Origin of the sequence: Campylobacter sp. W0014, assembly GCF_020135975.1 — a bacterium.
GTDB lineage: Bacteria > Campylobacterota > Campylobacteria > Campylobacterales > Campylobacteraceae > Campylobacter_D.
The window spans coordinates 34,706-55,539 of record NZ_JACHTR010000006.1 but is presented as its reverse complement, the minus strand read 5'-3'; the positions used below and the strand labels follow the sequence as shown (position 1 = coordinate 55,539).

28 protein-coding genes are annotated in these 20,834 nt (G+C 29.9%); 12 read left to right on the top strand and 16 right to left on the bottom strand.

The features are described from left to right. The first annotated feature begins 9 nt into the window (after positions 1-9). The 12 genes from H2277_RS03250 (at position 10) to H2277_RS03195 (ending at position 8,130) form a co-directional block, all read left to right on the top strand. Positions 10-693: an RNA methyltransferase gene (locus H2277_RS03250; RefSeq protein WP_337200947.1), complete on the top strand. Its 684-nt coding sequence runs from the start codon at positions 10-12 to the stop codon at positions 691-693. After that, positions 686-1,624 (top strand): hypothetical protein, encoded by a 939-nt coding sequence (locus H2277_RS03245; protein ID WP_337200946.1) that lies wholly within the window; start codon positions 686-688, stop codon positions 1,622-1,624. Before H2277_RS03250 ends, H2277_RS03245 begins: the two co-directional genes overlap by 8 nt. Continuing rightward, positions 1,618-2,424 carry a hypothetical protein gene (locus H2277_RS03240; protein ID WP_337200945.1) on the top strand — a complete coding sequence of 269 codons (807 nt, stop codon included), beginning with the start codon at positions 1,618-1,620 and terminating at the stop codon, positions 2,422-2,424. The genes H2277_RS03245 and H2277_RS03240 overlap by 7 nt, the downstream gene beginning before the upstream one ends. A gap of 9 nt (positions 2,425-2,433) precedes the next feature. Then, the gene (locus H2277_RS03235; RefSeq protein WP_337200944.1) at positions 2,434-3,636 is read left to right on the top strand and encodes an LL-diaminopimelate aminotransferase; all 1,203 of its coding nucleotides are present in this window, start codon (positions 2,434-2,436) and stop codon (positions 3,634-3,636) included. Positions 3,637-3,638: 2 nt separating this feature from the next. Beyond that, a complete protein-coding gene (locus H2277_RS03230) occupies positions 3,639-4,886 on the top strand; it encodes a homoserine dehydrogenase (RefSeq protein WP_337200943.1) in 1,248 nt (415 codons plus the stop codon). Continuing rightward, on the top strand, positions 4,887-5,225 hold the full coding sequence (locus H2277_RS03225) for a YraN family protein (protein WP_337200942.1): 339 nt from the start codon (positions 4,887-4,889) through the stop codon (positions 5,223-5,225). A gap of 53 nt (positions 5,226-5,278) precedes the next feature. Then, on the top strand, positions 5,279-5,593 hold the full coding sequence (gene trxA / locus H2277_RS03220; protein WP_137624056.1) for a thioredoxin: 315 nt from the start codon (positions 5,279-5,281) through the stop codon (positions 5,591-5,593). A gap of 124 nt (positions 5,594-5,717) precedes the next feature. Continuing rightward, a complete protein-coding gene (trxB, locus tag H2277_RS03215; protein ID WP_337200941.1) occupies positions 5,718-6,656 on the top strand; it encodes a thioredoxin-disulfide reductase in 939 nt (312 codons plus the stop codon). A 315-nt stretch (positions 6,657-6,971) separates the two neighbouring features. Then, on the top strand, positions 6,972-7,178 hold the full coding sequence (locus H2277_RS03210; RefSeq protein ID WP_337195876.1) for a YqaE/Pmp3 family membrane protein: 207 nt from the start codon (positions 6,972-6,974) through the stop codon (positions 7,176-7,178). Then, positions 7,175-7,498 (top strand): outer membrane protein assembly factor BamE, encoded by a 324-nt coding sequence (gene bamE, locus H2277_RS03205; protein WP_337200940.1) that lies wholly within the window; start codon positions 7,175-7,177, stop codon positions 7,496-7,498. The genes H2277_RS03210 and bamE overlap by 4 nt, the downstream gene beginning before the upstream one ends. Continuing rightward, a complete protein-coding gene (locus H2277_RS03200; protein WP_337200939.1) occupies positions 7,491-7,697 on the top strand; it encodes a hypothetical protein in 207 nt (68 codons plus the stop codon). Before bamE ends, H2277_RS03200 begins: the two co-directional genes overlap by 8 nt. A 10-nt stretch (positions 7,698-7,707) precedes the next feature. Then, positions 7,708-8,130 carry a hypothetical protein gene (locus tag H2277_RS03195; protein ID WP_337200938.1) on the top strand — a complete coding sequence of 141 codons (423 nt, stop codon included), beginning with the start codon at positions 7,708-7,710 and terminating at the stop codon, positions 8,128-8,130. 349 nt (positions 8,131-8,479) lie between these two features. On the opposite strand, the gene H2277_RS03190 is transcribed toward H2277_RS03195, so the two are convergent. The 16 genes from H2277_RS03190 to atpD form a co-directional block, all read right to left on the bottom strand. Further along, positions 8,480-9,937, bottom strand: a complete 1,458-nt coding sequence (locus tag H2277_RS03190; protein WP_337200937.1) for a DASS family sodium-coupled anion symporter — start codon at positions 9,935-9,937, stop codon at positions 8,480-8,482. Positions 9,938-10,032: 95 nt separating this feature from the next. Next, positions 10,033-10,437 carry an rRNA maturation RNase YbeY gene (gene ybeY, locus H2277_RS03185; RefSeq protein ID WP_337200936.1) on the bottom strand — a complete coding sequence of 135 codons (405 nt, stop codon included), beginning with the start codon at positions 10,435-10,437 and terminating at the stop codon, positions 10,033-10,035. Further along, the gene (recO, locus tag H2277_RS03180; RefSeq protein ID WP_337200935.1) at positions 10,434-11,048 is read right to left on the bottom strand and encodes a recombination protein RecO; all 615 of its coding nucleotides are present in this window, start codon (positions 11,046-11,048) and stop codon (positions 10,434-10,436) included. The genes ybeY and recO overlap by 4 nt, the downstream gene beginning before the upstream one ends. A gap of 23 nt (positions 11,049-11,071) precedes the next feature. After that, positions 11,072-11,593, bottom strand: a complete 522-nt coding sequence (locus H2277_RS03175; RefSeq protein WP_337200934.1) for a cysteine hydrolase family protein — start codon at positions 11,591-11,593, stop codon at positions 11,072-11,074. Between the two features lie 9 nt (positions 11,594-11,602). Further along, positions 11,603-12,358 (bottom strand): tRNA 2-thiocytidine biosynthesis TtcA family protein, encoded by a 756-nt coding sequence (locus H2277_RS03170; protein ID WP_337200933.1) that lies wholly within the window; start codon positions 12,356-12,358, stop codon positions 11,603-11,605. Further along, positions 12,355-13,041: a 5'-methylthioadenosine/adenosylhomocysteine nucleosidase gene (locus H2277_RS03165; protein WP_337200932.1), complete on the bottom strand. Its 687-nt coding sequence runs from the start codon at positions 13,039-13,041 to the stop codon at positions 12,355-12,357. The genes H2277_RS03170 and H2277_RS03165 overlap by 4 nt, the downstream gene beginning before the upstream one ends. Further along, a complete protein-coding gene (gene fabD, locus H2277_RS03160; protein WP_337200931.1) occupies positions 13,038-13,961 on the bottom strand; it encodes an ACP S-malonyltransferase in 924 nt (307 codons plus the stop codon). The genes H2277_RS03165 and fabD overlap by 4 nt, the downstream gene beginning before the upstream one ends. After that, entirely contained in the window at positions 13,961-14,524 is a 564-nt protein-coding gene (locus H2277_RS03155) for a peptidylprolyl isomerase (protein WP_337200930.1), read from the bottom strand. The genes fabD and H2277_RS03155 overlap by 1 nt, the downstream gene beginning before the upstream one ends. 14 nt (positions 14,525-14,538) lie before the next feature. Then, complete coding sequence (locus tag H2277_RS03150; RefSeq protein WP_337200929.1) at positions 14,539-15,498, bottom strand: tetratricopeptide repeat protein; 960 nt, start codon at positions 15,496-15,498, stop codon at positions 14,539-14,541. Positions 15,499-15,501: 3 nt separating this feature from the next. Beyond that, on the bottom strand, positions 15,502-15,999 hold the full coding sequence (gene pal, locus H2277_RS03145) for a peptidoglycan-associated lipoprotein Pal (RefSeq protein ID WP_337200928.1): 498 nt from the start codon (positions 15,997-15,999) through the stop codon (positions 15,502-15,504). Positions 16,000-16,078: 79 nt separating this feature from the next. Next, positions 16,079-17,290: a Tol-Pal system protein TolB gene (gene tolB, locus H2277_RS03140; protein WP_337200927.1), complete on the bottom strand. Its 1,212-nt coding sequence runs from the start codon at positions 17,288-17,290 to the stop codon at positions 16,079-16,081. A gap of 19 nt (positions 17,291-17,309) precedes the next feature. Next, a complete protein-coding gene (locus tag H2277_RS03135) occupies positions 17,310-18,080 on the bottom strand; it encodes a TonB C-terminal domain-containing protein (RefSeq protein ID WP_337200926.1) in 771 nt (256 codons plus the stop codon). A gap of 4 nt (positions 18,081-18,084) precedes the next feature. Then, positions 18,085-18,474: an ExbD/TolR family protein gene (locus H2277_RS03130; RefSeq protein ID WP_337200925.1), complete on the bottom strand. Its 390-nt coding sequence runs from the start codon at positions 18,472-18,474 to the stop codon at positions 18,085-18,087. Between the two features lie 9 nt (positions 18,475-18,483). Next, positions 18,484-19,038 (bottom strand): MotA/TolQ/ExbB proton channel family protein, encoded by a 555-nt coding sequence (locus H2277_RS03125; RefSeq protein WP_337200924.1) that lies wholly within the window; start codon positions 19,036-19,038, stop codon positions 18,484-18,486. A 3-nt stretch (positions 19,039-19,041) separates the two neighbouring features. Next, complete coding sequence (atpC, locus tag H2277_RS03120; protein ID WP_337200923.1) at positions 19,042-19,428, bottom strand: ATP synthase F1 subunit epsilon; 387 nt, start codon at positions 19,426-19,428, stop codon at positions 19,042-19,044. Between the two features lie 2 nt (positions 19,429-19,430). Further along, positions 19,431-20,828, bottom strand: a complete 1,398-nt coding sequence (gene atpD / locus H2277_RS03115) for a F0F1 ATP synthase subunit beta (RefSeq protein WP_337200922.1) — start codon at positions 20,826-20,828, stop codon at positions 19,431-19,433. Positions 20,829-20,834 lie beyond the last annotated feature (6 nt).

The window sequence follows — 20,834 nt, the reverse complement described above, 5'->3', positions numbered from 1 at the left end:
ATCAAAGTCATGATAGTTTATGGAAAGCAAATATTTTTTTACATTTTAAAACATCACAAAGATTTGGTTAAAGAACTTTATTTGGCTAAAGAATGTGATAAAGAAGATTTTAAAAAGATTGCAAATTTTGGATTTAAAATTAAAAAACTTGATTTTAAAACAGCTCAAGCTTATGCTAGAGGCGGAAATCATCAAGGTTTTTTGCTTGATATTGAAGAGTATCAATTTAAAGAATTAAATTCTTTAAAAAAAAGTGATTTTATAGCTATACTTTGTGGTATTAGTGATGTTGGAAATATAGGATCTATAGCAAGAACTGCATATGCTTTAGGAGCTGGTGGAATTGTTTTTATCGGAGAAAGATTAAATATGGAAGGGGTGATACGCACAAGTAGCGGTGCGGCTTTAGATCTTGATATCGTTTTAAGTCGTGATATTTTATCGGTTATAAATGAGTTAAAACAGGTGGGATTTAAAATTTTTGCCAGTGCAAATGGGGGGAAAGAAATTCATGATTTTAAATTTGAAAAAAGTAAGAAAGCTCTCATTTTAGGAAGCGAGGGTTTAGGATTGAGTCAAAAAATAATAAATAAATGCGATGAATGTGTGGGCATAGAAATGAAACATGGTTTTGATAGTCTTAATGTCAGTGCAGCTTTTGCAATACTTTGCGATAGGATGATAAATGCTTAATTGGAAAAAAATTGAAGATTTAAATTTAAAAGAAGTTATGAGCAAAACACAAATTGAAATTGATTTTTTAAATGCTCTAATTAAAAAAGATTTTTCAACTTTACACCGTTTTAATGTAAAAGGTTTTGTAAAAATTTTGAGTCGAGAATACGATCTTGATTTTACTGATTTTAATGAAGAATATGAAGCTTATTTGAATGAAAATAATTTAAATTCAGTTAAAAATAATAATATAAAAATTACAACCCCAAAGCTTGATGTTTATCATCAAAAATCAACCAATTTTATTGTTTTGATTATGCTTTGTATTGTGGCTATTATTTTGGCTTTAGGGATTTATTATTTTGACACGATTAAGATTTTCTTTAAAAACGAACAAAATAATTCTAGTTTAGCAGTTGTAGATATCATAGGAAAAGCACAAAGCAATTTAAAGTCTTTAGAAAGCAATGTTATTGTAATCGATAATAAAGCTAAAGAAAAATCAGATGAAAATACAAGTGCTGGGATTATACCCAATATTCAAGATGCTCAAACACAAGAGCAAAATATAACTCAAGAAGTGGATGAAAACACAACAATACAAAACAATCAAACCACTGAAGATGCCGAATATAAAGAGCAAGATATCCCACTAGAAAGTGCTAATAAAAATGCTCATTTTAAAATTTCTACTAAAACTTGGATTGGCATTATTGAGTTGCAAAAATATAAAAAAACAAGTTTCGTAAAAAGTGAAGATTTTACTCTTCCTTTAGACACTGATCAGTTAATTTTAACAGGCCCTTCTGCTTTAAGTGTTATCGATGAAAATAACAAAGAACATCAATTTCCAATGGGAAGCCCTAAGCGCTTCTTGATTAAAGATGGAAAAATTAAAAGTATCTCTTTGAGTGAATTTATGAAGCTTAATAAAGGTAGAGAATGGTAAGGATCGTCTTTCTTTTTTTCTTTTTTACGCAAGTAGCTTTTGCGGTTTCAAGTTTAGAATTAGCTCAAAATTTAGTCAATGATGCCAGTAAAAATTCTCAACTTAAACTTTTATTTACAAATTCCTCTTGTTTAGATGATAAGGGAAATTTAGATATTGCTAAAATTTCAAGAGTTTTAAAAATTAATTCTTTACTTAATTTAAATTTATCAAATTCTCAAACTTTAAAATTAAATTTTAGAGCTAAAGCTGATTCAGTTGTTTTTTTTAAAATTTTATTTGATGCTTTGATTGAAAGCGGATATGTTTATTTTATCCCTACAGAATTAATTTTACATGAGGGAAATATTGATTATACAGTGCAGGTTGATTCTCAATATATATTAGATCCAGAAACCTTATATAAATTATTGAAAAAAAATTCAGTTTATATAGACAATATTAAACAAATAGGGCCTTATTTTTATCAATACGATTTAAATTTTGATAATGCAAAACTAGATACTAATGTCAATATCTCTTTAAATTCTTTAACCATTTTGGAAAGACCTCTTAAAGATTATATTTTCACAACCAAAAATGCCTCTAAACTGATTATAGATGCAAGTGATTCTGACTTTTGGTTTCCTAAAGTATTATTTTTGGATAAAAATCTTAATTTGATTAAAAGCATAAAAAATAATGAACAAAATAACCATTTTGAAGAATTCATCCCAAGTGGATCGGTTTATGTTATAGTGAGCGATATGTATAGTTTAGATAATATCCGCAGAGGTTTAAAAGTGCTTTTGAAGAAATAAAGGAAAAAAATGTTTGATGAAATTCGTTTTAATACCATAGAAAGATTGCCTAATTATGTTTTTGCTGAAGTTAATGCAATAAAAATGAGTGCAAGACGTTTAGGGAAAGATATTATCGATTTTTCTATGGGAAATCCAGATGGAAAAACCCCACAGCATATTATTGATAAATTATGCGAAAGTGCTAATAAAGATAAAACATCAGGATATTCTGCTTCTATTGGAATTTTTAAATTAAGATTAGCAATTTGTGATTGGTATAAAAGAAAATATAATGTTAGTCTTGATCCTGAAAGTGAAGTTGTTGCTACTATGGGCTCTAAAGAAGGATTTGTTAATCTTGCTAGAGCAGTGATTAATCCAGGCGATGTAGCTATAGTCCCAACTCCTGCTTATCCTATACACACTCAAGCTTTTATTATAGCTGGAGGCAATGTGGTTAAAATGCCTTTAGCTTATAATGATCAATTTGAATTAGATGAGGATAAATTCTTTCAAATTTTAAACACAACCTTACAAGAAAGCGTTCCAAAGCCTAAGTATTTAGTTGTGAATTTTCCACATAATCCCACAACGGTAACTTGTGAAAAAAGTTTTTATGAAAGATTAGTTCAAATTGCAAAAAAAGAAAGATTTTATATTATTTCAGATATTGCCTATGCTGATTTAACATACAATTCTTACAAAACTCCTTCAATTTTAGAAATTGATGACGCTAAGAATGTAGCTGTGGAAACTTACACGCTTTCAAAATCTTATAATATGGCCGGTTGGAGAGTTGGATTTGTCGTAGGAAATAAGCGTTTGATCAGTGCTTTGAAAAAAATTAAATCTTGGTTTGATTATGGGATGTATACTCCTATACAAGTAGCAGCAACGGTTGCGTTAAATTCTGATCAAAGTTGTGTTGAAAATATCAGATTAAATTATGAAAAAAGAATGCAGGTTTTAATCGAATCTTTTTCTAATATAGGCTGGAATTTGTCAAAACCTAATGCAAGTATGTTTATTTGGGCTAAACTTCCACCCCAAAAAGCTCATTTAAAAAGTTTAGAATTTTCAAAGCAACTTTTGCAAGAAGCTAATGTAGCTGTTAGTCCAGGGGTTGGTTTTGGAGAAGCAGGTGATGATTATGTGCGTATTGCTTTAATAGAAAATGAAAATCGCATACGCCAAGCTGCTAGAAATATAAAAAAATATCTTAAAGAGTGATAATGAAAGTCGCGATTTTAGGTTATGGAACTGTAGGTAGTGCAGTTGTTAAAACTTTATTGGAAAATCAAAAAATCATTAAGGCAAGATGCGGGCAGGATATTATTCCTGTAATTGCCCTAGCAAAAACTCCAAAAAACAATGCTTTAATTCCAGTAACAACAGATTTCAATGAAATTTTAAACCGAGATGATATCGATGTCTTTGTTGAACTTATGGGCGGAATTGATAAACCTTTTGAATTTATAAGTGAAATTTTAAAAAAAGGAAAAAGCGTTGTAACGGCTAATAAAGCTTTATTAGCTTATCATCGTTACGAGCTTGAAAATTTGGCTAAAAATTTAGCTTTTGGATATGAAGCTAGTGTGGCTGGGGGTATTCCGATTATTAAAGTTTTAAAAGAGGGTTTGAGTGCTAATAATATTATAAGTATAAAAGGTATTCTAAATGGAACTTGCAATTATATTTTAACTTGTATGCAACAAGGAATGGATTTTAATAATGCCTTAAAAAAAGCTCAGGAATTAGGATATGCTGAATCAGATCCAAGTTTTGACATACAAGGTAAAGACGCAGCTCATAAACTTTTAATCTTAGCCAGCATCGCTTATCATCTTGATGCTAAGCCAGAAGATATTTTAATAGAAGGTATTGAAAATATAAGATCTGAAGATATGTATTTTGCTAAAGAGTTTGATTTTACAATTAAACTTTTAGGCATTGCTAAGTTAAAAGATTCTTGTGTGGAGTTAAGAATTCATCCTACCATGATCAGCAAAGATAAAATTCTTTCAAAAGTAGATGGAGTGATGAATGCAGTTTCTATCGAAGGAGATTTGCTAGGAGAAAGTTTGTACTATGGAGCTGGAGCTGGTGGAATGGCAACTGCAAGTGCAGTCATTTCAGATCTTATTGATATTGCAAAAGAAAACCTTAAATCACCTATGTTAGGTTTTAGAAAAAATATTGAATTTAAACTTTTGAAACAAGATGAAATTTATACAAAATATTATTTAAGAATTAAAGTTGAAGATAGAATAGGTGTATTGTCTGAAATCACGCAGCTTATGTCTAAAAATTTAATTTCGATAGATAGTTTTTTACAAAAATCTAAAAAAGATGAAAATCATGCAACTTTATTTTTTACTACGCATTTTACTTATGAAAAAAGCATCAAAGCTTTGCTTGAAATATTGGAAAAACAAGACTTTATTAAAGATAAACCTTTTATGATGCGCATAGAAGAGTAAATGGGATTACAAGCTTATCTTGATGGTATCAAAGGAGAAGATAGGGCTTGTGTTTTTTTAAAAAAACACAATTTTACTATTTTAGAAAGAAATTTTCACTCCAAATTTGGCGAAATTGATATTATTGCTATAAAAGATGATATATTACATTTTATAGAAGTTAAATTCACTCAAAATAATTATAATATTTATGAACGTTTTAATTATAACAAATATCAAAAAATTATCAAAACTATTGAAGTTTATCTCTTGAAAAAAAGATTAAATCATGATTTTCAAGTTGATCTAATTTGTATTAAGGATAATATAATAGAATTTATTCAAAATATTAGTTTTTAAGCTGATATTTAAAAAAATAAATTAAAATTAGATAAAAATACGAAAGGAAGAAAATGGGAAAGTATATAGAATTAACTTCTGAAAATTTTTCACAAGTAAAAGAAGGTGTTGCTTTAGTTGACTTTTGGGCTCCTTGGTGCGGTCCTTGCAGAATGCTTGCTCCTGTGATTGATGAGCTTGCAAATGATTTTGATGGAAAAGCAAAAATTTGTAAAATCAATACAGATGAACAAGGCGATTTAGCAGCAGAATACGGAGTAAGATCAATTCCTACTTTGATATTTTTTAAAAATGGAGAGGTTGTAGATCAACTTGTAGGCGCACAGTCAAAACAAGCTATTACCGATAAACTTAATTCACTACTTTAATCCTAAAAAGCTAGTATATGCTAGCTTTTTTTCAAATTTATACTAAATAATAATTTTTATTATCTACTATTAAGAGTAATTTTTATATTATTACTGATAAAAAATAAAAACAAAAGGAAATTATATGTTAGATTTAGCAATTATAGGTGGAGGTCCTGCTGGTCTTAGTGCCGGTCTTTACGCGACTCGTGGCGGTTTAAAAAATGTAGTGATGTTTGAAAAAGGTATGCCAGGAGGGCAAATCACTTCAAGTTCCGAAATTGAAAATTATCCAGGCGTGGCACAAGTTATGGATGGGATTTCTTTTATGGCTCCTTGGAATGAACAATGTATGCGTTTTGGACTTAAACATGAAATGGTTGGTGTAGAGCAAATTTTGCAAAATAATGATAAAACTTTTATGATTAAATTAGAAGGTGGAAAAACACAAGCAGCAAAAGCTGTAATTGTTTGTACAGGATCAGCTCCTAAAAGAGCTGGTTTTAAAGGGGAAGATGAATTTTTTGGAAAAGGAGTGAGTACTTGCGCAACGTGCGATGGATTTTTCTACAAAAATAAAGAAGTTGCGGTTTTAGGTGGTGGTGATACAGCATTAGAAGAATCTTTATATCTTGCTAATATCTGCTCTAAAGTCTATCTTATCCATCGTAGAGATGAATTTAGAGCTGCTCCCTCAACAGTTGAAAAAGTTAAGAAAAATGAGAAAATCGAATTGATTACTAGTGCAAGTATTGATGAGGTTTATGGTGATAAAATGGGAGTAAGTGGAGTAAAAGTAAAATTAAAAGATGGCAATATTAGAGATTTAAAAGTTCCAGGAATTTTTACTTTTGTTGGTTTAAATGTAAGAAATGAAATTTTAAAGCAAGATAATGGTCAATTTTTATGTGCTATGGAAGAAGGTGGCCAAGTAAGTGTTGATCTTAAAATGCAAACCAATGTCTCAGGACTTTTTGCTGCAGGAGATTTGAGAAAAGATGCTCCTAAGCAAGTCATTTGTGCTGCAGGAGATGGTGCTATAGCTGCACTTAGTGCTATGGCTTATATAGAAAGCTTGCATTAATATTTTTTAGGTTAGAAATTTTCTAACCTAATTCGATAATTATAAAAATTTCCTTTAAAATATAAAATTTATTTTAAAAATAATTTAAAATTTTTATATCAATGCAGAAGTGTTATTTAAATATTTAACATCATTTTAATTTCATTATTTAATAAATCAATTCATCAAATTTTATACTAAAAATTCACTGAGAAATCTAATTTATTATTAAGTAATTCATATGAGAATAATTTTATATCTAATATTTTTTTAATTTCAGTATAAATTAATAGGGGGGGGGGTTATAATTTTTTGAATTTAATTTAAGGAGAAAGAATGAGACTAATCATTTGTATTTTGTTACCTTGGCTCGGTTTTTTTACTATAGGAAAACCTTTTTCCGCAATTATATGTTTTATTTTGCAAATCACTCTTATTGGCTGGATACCTGCTATGGTTTGGGCTGTATACGCTCTTAATCAATATAAAACAGATAAAAAAATTGCAAAAATTTTAAAAGAACAAGATAAGGGGAATCAATGAAGTATTTATTATATATTGTTTTAGCTTTTATTTTAAGCGCTTGTTACCAAAAAGGTTTGGAAGTTAATCAAGATAAATTAAATTCTATTGTTATAGGAAAGAGTACGCAAGAAGATGTGGAAAAAATTATAGGTTATCCTGTAAGAAAAACAAGTTTGGGTAATAAAGAGGTATGGTATTACGATTTTACTAGAATTTCTTCTCTTCCTGGATTTGATAAAGATGAAAGTACAGTTTTTGAATTTAATAAAAAAGGTATAGTGGTTAAAAAATATAAAACTACAGGCTCTGGAAACTCAAATCCTTTATTAGGTGGTTAATTTAAATAAAAAATACACCACAAAGGAAGAAGTTAGGAAAAGAAGCGATCTTTACACTAAAAAAGAAAGAGTTTTTATAGAAAAAGAAGAAATTGTCAATAAAAACAATAAATTATTTAGAGTAAAGACTCAAACATCAATCAGTCCTGATGGAGAAGAAGAAATCATCAAGACTGAAACATACCAAATTACTAGATAAAGGAAGAAAAATGAAAAAAATCTTATTTGCGATAGTTGCAGTATTTTTTATTGCTTGTGGTGGAGATAAACTTGTTAAATTTGAATACGAAAAAGGAAATAAAGAATTATTTGAAAAGGCAAATAATCTTATTAAAGAAAAATATCCAGATTATAATCTTTACTCATGGAAATCGCTAGAAAATATTTCAAGTATCGATAATGCAAAGCAAATTTATAATAAAATTGAAAATTATGTTTATGGAAGCAAACAAGAATATTTCAAAAATGATGAAACACATTATAGTAATTATATCTTGCTAGAAAAAAATGGAAGATATAGAATTTTAGTAGTGGAATGTTCCAAAGCAAGTAAATATAAAAATCCTTTTGGCTTAGTAATAAACAATCCTGAACGTTGCAATATAAATGAAATGCTAATCAGACAAAAATAAATCAATAAAGAAATAAAATGAATGAATTAACTATTTCTGAATTGCCTTCAAACTGGATAGATACCATAAGCTATACAATAAAAATGCAGTATCGCCTATGTTTCAAAAAATGTTTCAAGGCGTTCATAACGCCTTGTTTAGTGGAATGGGAGCTAGTATTTTTGTAATCTATTGCATTATATGGCTTTTAAGACAAACGCAAAAATTTTATAGTAATTAATAAGAATATTTTTAAAATAGATAAAATATATATTAGCTATATTTTATTTTTCTAAATATTATAATTCAATCAAGCAAGATAAAATAATAAAACAAGTGATTTTCTCCAATTAAGGAGAAAAATTAATTTTTAATGAAAGTTAAGATGAGGCATTATAAATCCGATCCAAGGCATTCCAACAAGAAAATAAATTGCCATGTAAATTACAGCAAATATTCCACCCAGTAAGAAAAATTGAGGTCCTTTGATGTAGTTGCTTCCAAACCATAAAGGAGAAGAACCTGTTCCATAAGGAGTGATAATACCCATAAAGCCCATCGGTAATGTAAGTATTAGCATAACTTCTGCCGGATTTGCACCTTTAATAGAGCTAGCTAAAGATACAAAAACAGCGATTATAGCTGTAACATAAGCAGTTCCTGAAGCAAAGAAATATCTAAGCCAAGAAAATAACATCAAAAGTAAAATGGTGGCAACGAACGGTTCAAAACCTGAAAGTCTATGTCCTAAAGAGTTAGCTAAATAATCCAAAAATCCGACATTTTTAAGCCCGCCTGCCATTGTAACAAGGGTTGCAAACCATACAAGAGTATTCCAAGCTGGTTTATTGCCTAAAAAATCTTGCCAAGTAATTATTTTGCAAGCTATCATTAAAATGATCATGATTAAGGCTGTAGTTGTAGCATTGATTTTAAAAAAGCTTGATCCAACCCAAAGCACTAATCCAATAAGAGCAATAAGGAGCATAAAAATTTGAGAAGTTGGCATCTTTCCTAGAGCTTGATATTTTTCATTTGCCCAAATAGCTATTTCTTTTGATCCTTTAACTTCTGGTGGGTATATAAAATATCCCAAAATCGGAGTAATAATAAAAAGTATTAAACCTACTGGTAAAAAGGCTAAAAACCAACTAAGCCAATCTACAACCATAACTCCATTTTTAGAGATCAAAGAGAGGGCAAGTGGGTTTGGAGCTTGACCTGTTAGAAAAATAGAACTTGTAAGACAAGAACTTGCTAGACCCATCCATACAAGATAAGCACCGATTTTTCTAGGATTTTTATCCGCATAGCTTTCAAACATAGGGGAGATATTGCTGACTATAGGATAAACCGTTCCTCCACTTCTTGCAGCATTACTAGGAATGAAAGGAGCTAAAACTAAATCCACTATAGCAATAGCATAACCCAAGCCTAAGGTAGATTTTCCAAGTTTTGAAACGAGATAAAGGGCTAATCTTTCACCTAACCCTGTTTTTGAAAAACCAAGTCCTATGGTAAAAGCAGCAAAAATAAGCCAAACTACAGAATCAGAAAATCCTGATAGTCCCCATTTTATTGCAACAGAATCTTTAACAATGGTTTCTATATTATTAGAACCAACAGGTCCAACTTTAAATAAGACAGCCAAAGTAACAGCTATAATTCCGATTAATGCTGGTGCAATTGGTTCTAGAATCAAACCAATAATAAGGCCTATAAAAATACTAAAATAAAGCCAAGCATTAGAATTTAAACCTTCTGGAACTGGAATAAAATAAATAATTAATCCAACTATAAAAGGTGTCAAAAGTTTTACATAAAACATAATTATCCTTTTTAGAATTTAAAAATAAATTATATCCTAAAAATCTTATATTTTAATTTTAAATTAATAAAATATTTAAAATTAAAAATAAATTTTTAATTTATAGTTCTAATAATTAAACTTGCAGGTAATTTGAAGTATTTTATAAGCTCTTCTTCTTTTTTTCGCATTTCTCCATTATCTTTTTCATGATCAAAACCTAATAAATGAAGCATAGCGTGAATAAATAACAAACTTATTTCTTCTTCGTAGCTGTGTCCAAATTCTTTTGCTTTTTCTTTGGCTAATTCTGTATTAATGACTATGGAACCCAAGGGGATATTTTCATCTACACTTTCAAGTGGGAAAGATAAAACATCGGTTGTTTTATTTTGATTTCTTTGGCTTAGATTGATTTTTTGCATTTCTTGACTGTCAACAAAAATAAGTTCAATATCCTTTGGACTTAAAAAATTCGCTATTTTCTCTAAAAACTCATATTTTTCATCACTGAGTATCATAAACCTTCCTTGACTAAATTGTATAAATTTTGTATTTCTTTATCGTCAAAAATTCGACAATTTTTATTTTCATAAAAATATTTAATTTTTTCTTCTTTAAATTCATATCCTAAAGCACAGTGATTATGCGAAGGTAAAAAAGCCCTTATAAGGGTGATTTGATCTTGGATTTTTTCTTCACAAGAAAAACAAATAAAATCTTGACGCAACCGACCTTCGAATTCTAAAATTTTAAGATAAGCATCCACTATGACTCTTTTAGGATTTTGCTTTTCAAAGCGTTTAACACATTCTTCTAAAAGCAAAAAATAAAACTCTTCAATCGTTTCTATATCTTTTAAATGATTAAATAAAAGACCAATAAATTCCTGCCAAATAAACATTTTTTCTCTATCTAAAATCCAAGAAAAATTTAAATGCAATACGTCCTTAAGTCTCGGTAAAAAGCTTGGATGCTCATCTAAGGAAAAATCGATTTTATATCCGTTTAAAATACTAGAATGTCTGAGTCCATAAAAACGATAAGTTTTTATAAATTTTTTTGGGCTCAAAATAGAAACAATTAAATCCTCATCTTTTACTTTTTGAGTATAAAGTATAAAACCTTGCATTTATTAACTCATAAGAAATTAATTTATATTATTTCAACTCCATAGGCTTTAAGCAAAGAAAAAGCTGAATGTTCTAAATCATTATCAAAGCTGGCTGTAGAATTTTGATATAAAATAATTTTAGAATTAGGATTTGCACTAAAAGCTAAGATAATATTAAAAAATACACAAATATGCGAAACAAGGCCGCAAAAATAAATTTCTTTATATTGATTTTGGTTGATAAAATTAGCAAATTCTAAACTACCAAAAGTATTTTTATAAAAAATTTTATGAGCTTTTTTTAAAAATGGATCAAATTCATCAGGCATTTTCCAACCAAAAGTATCTTTAATACAATGCTTTATAGGAAGGTTCAATCCTTCTTTACTTTTTAAGTAATTTTGATCATGCGTATCGCAAGTGATGAGTAAGTGTGTGGTATTAAAATCGATTTGATTTAGGTGGTTAAGAATATTTTCTTTAATTTCTAAAGCTTTTTTAAAACCTAAGCTTCCGTTGATAAAATCATTTTGATAATCAACAATAATAAAAGCTTTTTTCATAAGAGTTTTTTATATTTGTTTCATCCAAAAAGTTTCTGTATGCAAGTTAGAAAAGGCAGTTTTCAAGCTCGTAAAAAGTTTAGGATGCTCTTTTTCTAAATTTGCTAAAAGTTGTTTGGATTCTTCTCTTGCATGTGGAAATTTAACATTTTTTTCGCTGAGTTTCATGCCGGGACAAAACTCATTTCCTATAACTTGAAGTTCATTTTGTATCGCATTGTCTCTAAGTTGTCTTTCTCTAACAAAAATCAAAGGGCGTATCACTATTATACCACGTTTGCTTTTATAGATCGGAGCTAGGGTTCTTAAAGATCCATTGTGGATAAAATTCATAAAAAAACTCTCCGCCGCATCGTCTAAATGATGACCAATAGCAAGTTTATTAAAACCTTTTTCAAGAGCATAAGTGTATAAAGCTCCACGTCTCATTCTTGAAAAATAGCTACAAAAACTAGAATTTTCTCTTATAGTATCGCCTGACACTTCATAGATATTAGAGTCAAGAACACTATGTTTAATACCATGTTCTTCACAATGTGCATGCAATTGAGAATAATCTTCACCCATACCATAACTTAAAGTAATAGTTTCAAGATTAAATTTAAAAGGAGCGTGAGCTTGCATACGATTTAAAAGATGCGCCAAAGCTAAAGAATCTTTACCTCCACTTAAGCCTAAAAGAACGCGATCGCCATCTTTAATAAGTCCAAATTTAGCGTTTGCTTGGGCAACTTGTCGTATAAGCTTTTTGCTAAGGTTTATCATAATTTCTCGCACATTTTAAGAACAAAATTAGCCGAAATTTTCGCAGAATTAATCACAAATTCATCAAAATCAAATTCAGCTTTTTCTCCGGCTTTATCACTCATAGCTCTTAAAATAAAACAAGGTATTTTTAAAGCATCGCAAACTAAAGCGACGCTAGCACCTTCCATTTCACAAGCATCAGCATTAAAAATTTCTCTTATTTTTGCTTTTTTTGCTTCATCGCAGATAAATTCATCTCCAGTTGCAATGATTCCTGATTTTAGTTTAATATTTAATTCTTTTGCAACTTCTAAAGCAATATTGTTTAATTTTTCATCTGTTTTTATAAAAATTTCATTTCCTGGAACAAAACCAAGCGGATGCCCAAAAGCGGTTATATCAAGATCATATTGAGCTAATTGTGTAGCGTAGAGTAAATCACCTATTTCTAATTCCGGATTAAAAGCGCCTGCTACACCTGTAAAAAGTAAAATTTCAGCTCCAAATTTTTCAATCATTATACTTGCACTTAGAGTTGAATTGACTTTTCCTATTTTAGAATAAGCTAAAATAAGTTCATGATTTTTATAATTTGCTAGATAATAAGTATTGTTTGCGTATTCAACACTTTTGTATTCTCTTAAAATTTCAAGTAAAGGGGTTATTTCCTCTGGCATTGCGCCTAAAATTGCTATTTTCATTTTATAACCTTTAAAAATTCATCAATATCGTTAAAATTGCTCAAAGAATAAGTTTCTTTAGAGCTTATTTTTTTATTTAAACTTTTAAGAATGCTTGCACCAAATTCTATAAAACAATCGATTTCATTTTCATAATTTTTAATGCTTTGTTTATAAAGAACAGGAGAAATAAGTTGAGATTTGAGTAATTTTAACGCTTGCTCTTTATCAGTATAAATTTTTGCATTTGCATTTGAAACTACGGCTTTAAAATTTGGTTTGAGTGTTTTTTCAAGCTCGATACAAAGTTTTGACGAAGCATTTTCAAGTAAAGGACAATGACTTGCAACACTCATGTTTAAAAGCATTGCTCTTTTTGCTCCAGCTTTTTTAAATTCATTTTCATAGCTTATAAGATCGGGTTTTAAACCCGCTACAACAATTTGACCATCGCAGTTGTAGTTCGCTGCAAATATTTTTTTATTTTCCTCTTGGGCTTTTTTGCAAATATCTTCTACGATTTGATCATCTAATCCTAAAACAACCATCATTCCCGCTTCAACTTTAGAGCAATCTTCTTGCATGAAAAATCCTCTTTTGTTAACCAAGGTAAGAGTTTGCAAAAATTCTAAAGCTCCATTTACAGCTAAAGCTGAAAATTCCCCTAAAGAATGACCTAGGGAAAATGTAGCTTGTAAATCTGGTTTTTGTTCGATTAAGGCTGTATAAGCCATCAAAGAATTTAATACAATAGAAGGTTGAGTGAATTCGCTTTTATTTAACTGATCATTTTCCTCAAAAAGCAAATATTTAAAATCAATCTTACAAAAATCGCTTGCGCTATCAAGGAGTTCTTTTGCATTTTTAGAATTTTCATAAAAGCTTTTTCCCATTCCAGTGACTTGGGAACCTTGTCCTGGGAATATAAAGGCAATATTCATTAGTGACAACCGCAACCTCCGCCACCACCGCAGCAACCGCCACCTCCGTGATGATGATCATGATCATGATGTCCTCCACCACATCCACAACTATGGCTTCCTGCAACAATGCCTGTTAAAATTTCATCTTCGCTAGCTGGTCTAACATCCACGATATTAAGTGAAAAGAGTAGATCTCTTCCAGCATAAGGATGATTATAATCAACAACAACATCGTTTTCATTGATCTCTTTAACGGTTACGCGAACAGTTTCGCCATTTTCACCTTCACCAAAAAGTTCCATACCTATTTTCAAATCAATTCCAGCAAATTGTTCCTTAGGTAATGTTTGGATGGCGTTAGCATCATATTCACCTAAACCTTTTTCTTTTTTAATTAAAACATCGCTATTACTTGGACAATCAAGCTTCATAATTTCTTCTTCCAAGCTTTCTAAAATCTGTCCTTTGCCAACTATAAATGAAATAGGTTGAGCGTATAAATTTGACTCTAAAACTTCTTGAGTGTTTGCATCTTTAAGTTCGTAAAACATCGAAACAACATTATTTTTTTCTATTGGCATTTTTTTCCTTTTTTTTATTTTCTATTTGGTGAAGCTTTTGCTTCAGGTGTGTTTGGATAATTTTTCTTTAAAGCCTTATAAAATCCATTAGCTGTTTTTGTATTGCCTACTTTATCTAGTGAAATTGCAGTATGGTATAAAAGCTTTGGAAAATAATCTCCTTTAGAGCTTATAGTAGAACTTTTTTTGTAAAAAACAATAGCGTTATTGTAATTTTTTTGTTTATATTCTATCTCCCCTAACCAAAAATTTGCTCTTGCTGGTTTATATTTTTGCGCTATAAGATAATTTAATTTAGTTTTGCATTCTTCGTATAAATCTTTATGAAGATCTTGTATTGCTAAATCTAAAATTTCATTATTTTTTTTCTTTTTCCATGAATCATCTATGGTTTTATTTGTATCTTTAATTGGTGTATTTGTTGTAGCATTATTGTCTTTTTTTTCATCTAAAATATTTTCAATATTTTTATGTGAAGCGTTTGATGAAATATTATTTATACTTAAATTTATATCTTTAAGTTCTTCTTTAGATACATAATTTGCATTGATAGAATCAACCAAAGAACTAAGTTCTGTTAAGATTTTTTTAAATTGTTTATTATTAGTTTCTTGAATTTTTCTGCTTTCTTCAACGTATTTTTTTAAATTTTGAATTTCTGCAGTTAAATTATTTTCTAAGCTATCATTTTTTGTTTCTAGTTGAGTTAATCTAGAATTAGATTTGGCATATTGAGAATTTATACCCTCCAAAGTGCTTTGCAAACCTTCAATTCTTTCTTGTATTTCATCAATTCTTGCATTTGTTTGAGAATTGCTATTACTTAAAGAATCAAGTTTTTCTTTGATTAATCTTTCACTTGAGCTTAGACCATAAGCATTATTGCTGGTTACATCTCCTGCGCCAAAAGCCGAGTTTTCAGCATGAAGTAAAGTAGCTCCTATAAAAAGAGCTACTGAAAGTATTTTTTTCATAGATTATTTTGATAGTTTAAATTCAGCACGTCTGTTTTGTGCGTCGCAAGCTTTTGTTTTTTCTGTACAAACTGGATTTGTTTCACCATAGCTTTTAATAGAAATTCTATCTGAATTTACTCCTTGAGCTATTAAAGCTTCTTTAACAGCTTTTGCTCTTTTTAAACCTAAAGCTTGGTTATATTCATCAGTTCCCCATTCGTCGCAATTACCTTCAACTGTGATATTAACACCACTTACTTGGGTATTGAAGATATTTGCGTTGTTATTGATAACATTTTGCATATCTGAGCGAATGTTAAATTTATCAAAATCAAAATATACTTTATTTAAAGTATCATTAAGTTGAGAAATTCTTGAATCAATATCCCAATTATCTGTTCCATTTGAACCCCTATTAGAATCTACACTAGTATCACTACTTACACTTGTGCTTTTCGTGCTACATCCACTAATAACTACTGCAAATGCAGCAATTGAACCAAAAAGAATTTTTTTCATTTCCGACCTTTCCAATATGAATAGATTTGGATATATTATATCTAAATTTTTTATTAATTGCAACTAATTAATACTAATTTTACCAATCAATGGATTGAATTTTCCCAAGCTTTAAAGGAAAATAAAAAGTTTTATTTGCATTAACTCTTATAACACCTAAAGCGCTTTGTGCGCCAAGATATTTAATAAAAACTATACTACCTCCATCGCTAGAAAATCTAGGAAATATATTTTTTCCATTAGCTGTAAGCTGTCTTACATCACTGCCATTAATTGAAGTTAAGTAAATATTAAAAACTCCATATTGATTAACCTCTCTACTAGAGTATACCAAGAAATCCTTATAAGTAGAAACTGCTGAATTATTTTTTCCATGAAAAACAGCTTGTTCAGCACCACTAGAGCCATCTAAATTTTGTAAGAATATATTTGGATAACCTAAACGATCGCTTACAAAAACCATTTTATCATCATTACTTCCTATAAAATTACCGTTAACATCGATGCCAGAATAATTGGTAAGTTGGGTTAATTTTTTAGCGTTTAGATCATATAAATAAATATCAGGCTGATCTTTTGGAGCCATAGTTATAAGCATTTTACTTCCATCTGAACTCACATCACTAGCCACAACCATACCACCGCTTGATAAAATTTTACTAGCTTTATTAGAATTTAAATTATAGCGGTAAAGTGTAGGCATATTGTTATCATAAGCTGTATAATAAAATATAGTTTGTTCTTTATTTCCCCATTTTGGAAATAAATTTAAACCACCATCGATAAGAACTTTTTGATATGTTAAAGTATAATCAGCCATGATAATTTGACTTCTTTTGGAACTTGAATTTCTAGCTATTAAAATTTTATGATCCATCCATTCAACTGGAGGTAAGCCTAAAGCACTAACAGAAGCTTTGATACTCTTATGTGCTAAAAAAGGATATTGCTCAATACCATTTAAAGTATAAGTTTGGTTTGATTTTTCAATTCCTCCGGCTTTAATTTTAACATTCAAATTTAAGCTATTTCCATTTTGGCTTAGAGCATATTCAAAAACATAATTACTTTTTTCAGCAGCATCGCTTACAACATCAAAATTTGAACTTACTTTTAAATCATTGACGATTATGTTATAAAAACTGCGTTTTAAAGCGATATCACTTATATTAGAATTATCTTTAACGATAATTTTTGGTAAAACCACACCTGAGTTAACAACTGTAATCGTTGGATCTTCAGCCCAAAGAACACCTAAAAAAAGCAAGAAAACAGCAAAGAATTTTTTCATTTTTTCTCCTAAATTATTGTTAATTTTTTATCTCATCTTTTAAATTCATAATTATACTTATGCTTTTATTTTGTGGCGGATAAGTTATAAATTTTCCTTTTTGACTTTCTAAAAATTCCGCCACTTTAGCATCATATAAAGAATCACCGCTTTTTTCCACTGAAGTATAACCAAATTTCCCATTTTCATCAATAAAGATTTTTACTCTCACACTGATTTCTTTATTATTAGGATAGTATTGTTTCCATCTTTGGGTAATAACGCGTACAACTTTGCCCAAAAATTCATCATAAACACCCATTTTTTGAGTTTTAGTGCTTTCACCTTGAGTGAGATTTTGTTCTTCTATTAAACTATCATTAAGCTTTTTGATAAGCTCTGAAGCTTGAGGTTTAGGAGTTGTTGAGCTTGCCGATTGAGCGTTTGCTTGTATTTTTGTTGTTTTTGCATCTTGCATTTCTTCTATATTACCAAAAAGCTCATTAAAATTGTTTGCTTGCTGATCCATATCTTCGGTTTTAACACTTTGATTTGTTGTTTGTGCAAAAAGTTTATTGATATCAACCTGATCATCTGGTTTTTGTAAATTTTTTGAAGTATTTAGATTAGCAGCTGTTTGTTTAGAAGGTTCCGAAAGTTCGATATCAATAAAACTATCTTTTAAATCTGTATATTGTATAGCAGGGGCAATTTGGGTTATAAGTCTAAAAAAAACAAAAGCAATAACAATCAAATAAACCGCTAAGGCTAATAAGAAAGAATTTAAATTACTTAAGCCGTATTTTTTCATATTTTTATTCTGTTTGTAATGCAACTTTAGTAAAACCTAAATTTTTAATGCTTCTTAAAACATAAATAACATCGTCATATTTTAAGTTTTTATCAGCTCTGATAAAAACAGGCTCATCGATATTAAATTGTGATTTTTTTTGTGCCAAATTATCGGCAAAACTTACAAAATTATATTTTTCTTGATTTAAGAAAATCTCTTTTTTAGAATTGATGCTTACAATTAAGCTTTTTAAGGTTGGAGCGCTTGTAGACTTTTGGCTCCCTTGAGGAAGATTGATTTTTTCTTCATAGGTGATGCTTGGAGCTGTAACCATCAATATAGCAAGTAAAACAAGCATGATATCCACCAAAGGTGTAATGTTAAGTTCTGGTTTATGTTCTTCAAATAGCATTGCAAGGCCTTAGTGGTTATTGGATAAAACTTTAATTTCACTATCGATAATACTTAAAAGTTCAAAAGCTCTAGCTTTAATAATAAGATGAAAAGTGTAAGCAGGAATAGCAACTAATATCCCACAACCTGTTGCAACCAAAGCTTCACTAATTTGTGGTGCGATAATGCTTAAAGAATTTTGACTTCCAAGGCCCCCAAAAGTTTCTAGTATAGAAATAACCGTTCCAAAAAGACCTATAAAAGGAGAGGTTGAAGCAACAATACTAAGCCAAGTTAAGCCACCTGAAGCACGACGAGTGGCTAAATTTTTATAAATTTCTAAATGATTAAGACTTGTGCCGGTGCATTTTCTTAAAATAGAATCTGTACGACTTAAATCTTTTTCTCCTAAAAGCAAAGCTTCTAAACTTTCTTTTTCTTTATTTCTCCAAGCTGCTATATAGCTGATTCTTGCAAAAAAAATCGCAAATGAGAGAATGAAATACAAAGAAAGCCAAATAAGAACTACATAAGTAATAATGCTCGAATTGCCAAAAAAATTAAATATTGCTTCAAAATTCATTTATTAACCTTTTAGATTGTCTATTTTAGAAAAAGTAGCGGCTAAGGTAACGCTATCTGAACTCATTGATTTGATCAATTCTTTGGCTTTGGAAAGATTTTTTTCTATTTCACTTTCATTAGACCCTGAAATCCAAACCGCCCCTTTTGCTAAAACACTGGTTTTATCTTCATCTACTTTAACATGTCCTGCATCAATTGCAATTAATTCATGACTTAAATCTTCTTTTTCTATATCAATAATGCCAGAACTTAATGAAGAAACTAAGGCCGCATGATTTTTTAATACGCCAAATTCCCCTTCACTTCCTGGCAAAATGACTGATTTTATATCACCTTCGTAAATTACACCCATAGGTGTGATAATTTCAATTTTAAATAAATTATCCATTATTAACCTTTGATTTTACCAGCCTTTGCAATTGCTTCTTCAATATTACCAACCATATAGAAAGCATTTTCTGGTAAATGGTCATATTTACCCTCTAAAATTCCTTCAAAACCTGCTATAGTTTCTTCAAGAGAAATATATTTTCCTGGGCTACCAGTAAAGACTTCAGCAACGAAAAATGGTTGAGATAAGAATTTTTCTATTTTTCTTGCTCTTTCAACGATAAGCTTATCTTCTTCACTAAGTTCATCCATACCTAAAATAGCAATAATATCTTGTAAATCCTTATATTTTTGAAGAACAGATTGTACTCCACGTGCTACTTTATAGTGCTTTTCTCCAATAATATTTGGATCAAGCATTCTTGAGGTAGAGTCTAATGGGTCAACGGCTGGATAAATTCCTTTTTCAGCAATAGCTCTATTTAAAACAGTTGTTGCATCTAAGTGAGCAAACACAGTGGCAGGAGCTGGATCGGTTAAGTCATCAGCTGGAACATATACAGCCTGTACTGAAGTAATAGAGCCTTTTTTGGTTGAAGTGATTCTTTCTTGGAATTTGCCCATTTCACTTGCTAGGGTTGGTTGATAACCAACAGCTGAAGGAATTCTTCCCAAAAGAGCTGACATTTCAGAACCTGATTGAGAAAATCTAAAGATATTATCAATGAACATCAATACGTCAAGTCCCATTTCATCTCTAAAATATTCTGCCATTGTAAGACCTGTCAAAGCTATACGATTTCTTGCTCCTGGTGGTTCATTCATTTGTCCATAACACAAGGCAACTTTATCTAAAACGTTACTTTCTTTCATTTCATTGTAAAGATCGTTTCCTTCACGAGTTCTTTCACCAACACCAGCAAAAACTGAATATCCGCTATGTTTAAAGGCAACATTGTGAATAAGTTCCATAATAATAACTGTTTTACCAACACCAGCACCACCAAATAGTCCTACTTTACCACCTTTTGCATACGGAGCTAATAAATCAACAACTTTAATACCGGTTTCAAAAATTTCACTTTTAGTGCTTTGATCTTCAAAAGCTGGTGGATCTCTGTGGATTGCCCATTTTTTATCAAAGGCAATTTCTTCACCTTCGTCTATCAAATCACCTGTAACATTGAAAATTCTTCCTAAAACTTTTTCACCAACAGGCACACTAATAGGAGTTCCTAAAGCTTGAGCTTCCATTCCTCTAACTAAACCATCTGTCATATCCATAGCAATGGTTCTAACTCTGTTATCTCCTAAATGTGCAGCTACTTCTAAAACAAGTTTATGTTTTTTTCCTTCGCTTTCAAAATTAACGATAATGGCTTCATTGATTTGAGGTAAATAGTTATCAAAATCTACATCAACAACCGGACCTAATATCTGTGAAATAAATCCTTGCATTATTAC

Bases quoted from the DNA above. Each gene is read 5' to 3' on its own strand.
- H2277_RS03250 (WP_337200947.1), top strand. From the start codon at position 10: ATGATAGTTTATGGAAAGCAAATATTTTTTTACATTTTAAAACATCAC.
- H2277_RS03245 (WP_337200946.1), top strand. From the start codon at position 686: ATGCTTAATTGGAAAAAAATTGAAGATTTAAATTTAAAAGAAGTTATG.
- H2277_RS03240 (WP_337200945.1), top strand. From the start codon at position 1,618: ATGGTAAGGATCGTCTTTCTTTTTTTCTTTTTTACGCAAGTAGCTTTT.
- H2277_RS03235 (WP_337200944.1), top strand. From the start codon at position 2,434: ATGTTTGATGAAATTCGTTTTAATACCATAGAAAGATTGCCTAATTAT.
- H2277_RS03230 (WP_337200943.1), top strand. From the start codon at position 3,639: ATGAAAGTCGCGATTTTAGGTTATGGAACTGTAGGTAGTGCAGTTGTT.
- H2277_RS03225 (WP_337200942.1), top strand. From the start codon at position 4,887: ATGGGATTACAAGCTTATCTTGATGGTATCAAAGGAGAAGATAGGGCT.
- trxA (WP_137624056.1), top strand. From the start codon at position 5,279: ATGGGAAAGTATATAGAATTAACTTCTGAAAATTTTTCACAAGTAAAA.
- trxB (WP_337200941.1), top strand. From the start codon at position 5,718: ATGTTAGATTTAGCAATTATAGGTGGAGGTCCTGCTGGTCTTAGTGCC.
- H2277_RS03210 (WP_337195876.1), top strand. From the start codon at position 6,972: ATGAGACTAATCATTTGTATTTTGTTACCTTGGCTCGGTTTTTTTACT.
- bamE (WP_337200940.1), top strand. From the start codon at position 7,175: ATGAAGTATTTATTATATATTGTTTTAGCTTTTATTTTAAGCGCTTGT.
- H2277_RS03195 (WP_337200938.1), top strand. From the start codon at position 7,708: ATGAAAAAAATCTTATTTGCGATAGTTGCAGTATTTTTTATTGCTTGT.
- H2277_RS03190 (WP_337200937.1), bottom strand. From the start codon at position 9,937: ATGTTTTATGTAAAACTTTTGACACCTTTTATAGTTGGATTAATTATT.
- ybeY (WP_337200936.1), bottom strand. From the start codon at position 10,437: ATGATACTCAGTGATGAAAAATATGAGTTTTTAGAGAAAATAGCGAAT.
- recO (WP_337200935.1), bottom strand. From the start codon at position 11,048: ATGCAAGGTTTTATACTTTATACTCAAAAAGTAAAAGATGAGGATTTA.
- H2277_RS03175 (WP_337200934.1), bottom strand. From the start codon at position 11,593: ATGAAAAAAGCTTTTATTATTGTTGATTATCAAAATGATTTTATCAAC.
- H2277_RS03170 (WP_337200933.1), bottom strand. From the start codon at position 12,358: ATGATAAACCTTAGCAAAAAGCTTATACGACAAGTTGCCCAAGCAAAC.
- H2277_RS03165 (WP_337200932.1), bottom strand. From the start codon at position 13,041: ATGAAAATAGCAATTTTAGGCGCAATGCCAGAGGAAATAACCCCTTTA.
- fabD (WP_337200931.1), bottom strand. From the start codon at position 13,961: ATGAATATTGCCTTTATATTCCCAGGACAAGGTTCCCAAGTCACTGGA.
- H2277_RS03155 (WP_337200930.1), bottom strand. From the start codon at position 14,524: ATGCCAATAGAAAAAAATAATGTTGTTTCGATGTTTTACGAACTTAAA.
- H2277_RS03150 (WP_337200929.1), bottom strand. From the start codon at position 15,498: ATGAAAAAAATACTTTCAGTAGCTCTTTTTATAGGAGCTACTTTACTT.
- pal (WP_337200928.1), bottom strand. From the start codon at position 15,999: ATGAAAAAAATTCTTTTTGGTTCAATTGCTGCATTTGCAGTAGTTATT.
- tolB (WP_337200927.1), bottom strand. From the start codon at position 17,290: ATGAAAAAATTCTTTGCTGTTTTCTTGCTTTTTTTAGGTGTTCTTTGG.
- H2277_RS03135 (WP_337200926.1), bottom strand. From the start codon at position 18,080: ATGAAAAAATACGGCTTAAGTAATTTAAATTCTTTCTTATTAGCCTTA.
- H2277_RS03130 (WP_337200925.1), bottom strand. From the start codon at position 18,474: ATGCTATTTGAAGAACATAAACCAGAACTTAACATTACACCTTTGGTG.
- H2277_RS03125 (WP_337200924.1), bottom strand. From the start codon at position 19,038: ATGAATTTTGAAGCAATATTTAATTTTTTTGGCAATTCGAGCATTATT.
- atpC (WP_337200923.1), bottom strand. From the start codon at position 19,428: ATGGATAATTTATTTAAAATTGAAATTATCACACCTATGGGTGTAATT.
- atpD (WP_337200922.1), bottom strand. From the start codon at position 20,828: ATGCAAGGATTTATTTCACAGATATTAGGTCCGGTTGTTGATGTAGAT.